The 2,819-nt window shown below is 60.9% G+C and carries 4 protein-coding genes; 3 read left to right on the top strand and 1 reads right to left on the bottom strand.

Features of this window, described 5'->3' with window-relative positions:
- Positions 1–756: ATP-dependent DNA ligase (locus tag EOA22_RS29755; RefSeq protein ID WP_127390437.1), on the bottom strand; the 756-nt coding region annotated here is incomplete at its 3' end.
- Between the two features lie 147 nt (positions 757–903).
- Here EOA22_RS29755 and EOA22_RS39160 point away from each other — a divergent pair.
- The 3 genes from EOA22_RS39160 to EOA22_RS29745 all read left to right on the top strand — a co-directional run.
- Positions 904–1,308 carry a LysE family translocator gene (locus EOA22_RS39160; RefSeq protein ID WP_348629512.1) on the top strand — a complete coding sequence of 135 codons (405 nt, stop codon included), beginning with the start codon at positions 904–906 and terminating at the stop codon, positions 1,306–1,308.
- 6 nt (positions 1,309–1,314) lie between these two features.
- Positions 1,315–1,569 (top strand): hypothetical protein, encoded by a 255-nt coding sequence (locus tag EOA22_RS39155; RefSeq protein WP_244514264.1) that lies wholly within the window; start codon positions 1,315–1,317, stop codon positions 1,567–1,569.
- Between the two features lie 249 nt (positions 1,570–1,818).
- Positions 1,819–2,819 (top strand): Nramp family divalent metal transporter (locus EOA22_RS29745; RefSeq protein WP_164755995.1); only part of this gene is annotated, 1,001 nt, incomplete at its 3' end.

Below are 2,819 nucleotides of genomic sequence, written 5' to 3'. Positions count from 1 at the left end.
GGCGATGGTCGACGTGAAGACGACGTGATCGAGCTTGCCGTCGTCATTGTAGAGGCCGAGGAGCAGTGAGCCGACCTCACGGCTACCCGCGAGATAGCGGAAACCGCCGACAACGCAATCGGCGGTGCGCCTCGGCTTTACCTTCACCATCGCACGTTCGCCGCACAGATAATGCTCGTCGAGCACTTTGGCCACGATGCCGTCGGTCGATGCATGGCCGGCCCCGTTCAGCCATCGAGCCGCCGTCGCTGCATCATAAGTGCACTTCGACAGGCGAAGATCCGGACTGTTCGAGGAGGTCACGAAGTCCTCGATCGCTCGCCGCCTTTCGACAAGTGGTTTGCCGGTGATGACCTCGCCGCCCGGCCTGGCAAGCATGTCGAAGAGGATCAGACTGGCAGGCGTCTGCGAACTCAGTTTGCGGATTCTGCTTTGTGCCGGGTGAAGACGCATCTGCAGCGCCTCGAAGGAAAGCTCACCGTCCACCTCGATGACAATCTCGCCGTCGATGACGAAATGCCCGCGCTTGAGGTCACGCAGGATCTCCGTGATTTCCGGAAAATAGCGGCCGAGCGGCTTGCCGGATTTGGCGCGCAGGTCAACGGTGTCGTCGCTCTTGAAAGCAAGGCAGCGAAATCCGTCCCATTTGGGCTCGTACTGCCAGCGGTTCCCATCCCTTGGGATTGCATCGGCAAGCCTGGCCTCCATCGGAGACGTATCCAGCGGGAGCGGGAAGGCGTTTATCGGTTCATGCACGGATCAGGCCTCCAAAACCGGTTCAGGAACGGCTCCGGCTTTTCAACTTCCAGGACTGCACCGCGTTCCATCTGACGGGTTCATGGAGGTTCTTCACGATGGACATTTTCATTTGCCGCCGGAACCCGGTGACGGCTGGCCGCTTTGATGTCATCGGCGGCGCGAAAGGAGATGCCCATCGACCTCTCATTGTGGACAGCTTTTGTCGGAACCGTCATTCTGATGCAGGTGCCGCCAGGCCCCGACAGCATGCTGGTGATGGCCCGCGGCATCGGACACGGGCGCGGCGTGGCGTTGTTCACGGTACTCGGCATGACGCTGGGCGCCGGACTGGTGCAGCTTCCGCTGATTGCATTCGGCCTGTCTTCGCTTGTCCACGCCTCGCCGGTGGCGTTCAATCTGCTTCGATGGGCCGGGGCGGCCTATATCATGTGGCTGGGTTTCCGGCTGCTGCTTTCAGCCTCGGCAACCATTCCCACAGGTGACATCAAGGCCCTGCGGCCGCTCGCCGCCGCCCGGGAAGGAATGATCGCCAATCTGAGCAATCCCTAGCCTTTGATGTTCATGGTTGCGTTCCTGCCGCAATTTGTCGACCCGCATAGGGGCTCCGTCACGTTGCAACTGGTGCTGCTTGGCGCAACACAGAAGATAACCGGTGTGCTGGTGCTGGGAGCCTACGCCTTGGCATCGGGCGCGGTCGGCGCATGGGTCATGCGGCACCCTCGCGCAAGGCTTTGGCAGCAGCGGCTCGCCGGCTGTCTCATTATCGGCCTCGGCGTGCGGATGGTGATCGGCGGCAGTACGAGCCGCTGACTTGAAGAAATAGCTTGCCACGTCGCCTGAAGGATTGGCTTCGACACAAGCATTGTCTTCTTCAGGGGGACGGAGCATTCGCTTTGACGTTCGGCTCCGCCGCCGTTGCGGGCCGGGACCGTGTCCAGGAACAAAAAACCTGACCGGAGGTTCGAACCTCGATCTCAATGCAGCTGCAACGCTTCATCGCCATCCGATTGGAATGTTCGTCATGATTTCTTGCGTGGCCTCGGTAAAGACGCGCCTTCAATGAACAAGCCGCCTGAGAATGCTGGCCAAAGGGAAAGCAGGCGAAAAGGGGGCGACGTCGTTCGGGCTCTTGGGCTTGGCCTGATCACCGGCGCGGCCGATGACGACTGCTCGGCCATCGGTACCTACGCGAGCGCCGGAGCGCGGTTCGGCCCCGACCTGCTGTGGACGGCACCTGTCACGCTGCCGATGATGTATCTCGTCGTCTACCTTTCATCCAAACTTGGCCAGGTTTCGGGTCGCGGGCTTTTCCAGGTCATATCGGACCTCTATCCGCGTTGGCTGCTATGGTCCGTGCTGGTGGGCGTGCTGATTGGCAACACGATCGAGGCAGCCGCCGACCTTGGCGCCATGTCGGCGGCTATTGTGCTGTTCGTTCCGCTGCCTGCTCCGTTGGTCGTCACTGCCGTTGCGGTCGTCATTTTTGCCCTGCAGGTGCTCGGATCGTACAAATTGATCCGAAATGTGTTCCGGTGGCTGGCTCTGGCTCTGCTTGCCTATGTGGTCTCCGCGGTGCTTGCCAAACCGGATGCCGCTTCCATCCTGCGTGGCACGCTGTTGCCACAAATCGAGTTCAGCCGAGAGTACCTGTCCATCCTCGTCGCCATCGTCGGGACCACTCTCTCCGCATACCTTTACACGTGGCAGTCCAATCAGGAGGTGGAGGAGGAGATCGCCAAGGGTCGAACGAGCCTCGAAGAGCGCAAAGGCGCCACCGAGGGTGAACTGCGCCGATCCCGCCGCGATATCCTAATCGGCATGACGTTCTCCAATCTGATCATGTATTTTATCATCCTTTCGACCGGGTCGACGCTCTACAAGGCCGGACACACGCAGATCGAGACAGCGGCACAGGCGGCCGAAGCGCTGCGGCCGCTTGCCGGCGACGCTGCCGGCATTCTCTTTGCGGCCGGTGTAATTGGCGTCGGCTTCCTGGCCGTGCCGATCATGACCGCTGGCGCTGCTTTCGATTTCGCCCAGGCGATGGGATGGAAGAATAG

Source organism: Mesorhizobium sp. M7A.F.Ca.US.014.04.1.1 (assembly GCF_003998745.1).
GTDB classification, from domain to species: domain Bacteria; phylum Pseudomonadota; class Alphaproteobacteria; order Rhizobiales; family Rhizobiaceae; genus Mesorhizobium; species Mesorhizobium ciceri.
The sequence above is the reverse complement of the archived record's forward strand: the minus strand, read 5'-3'. Positions and strand labels throughout refer to the sequence as shown.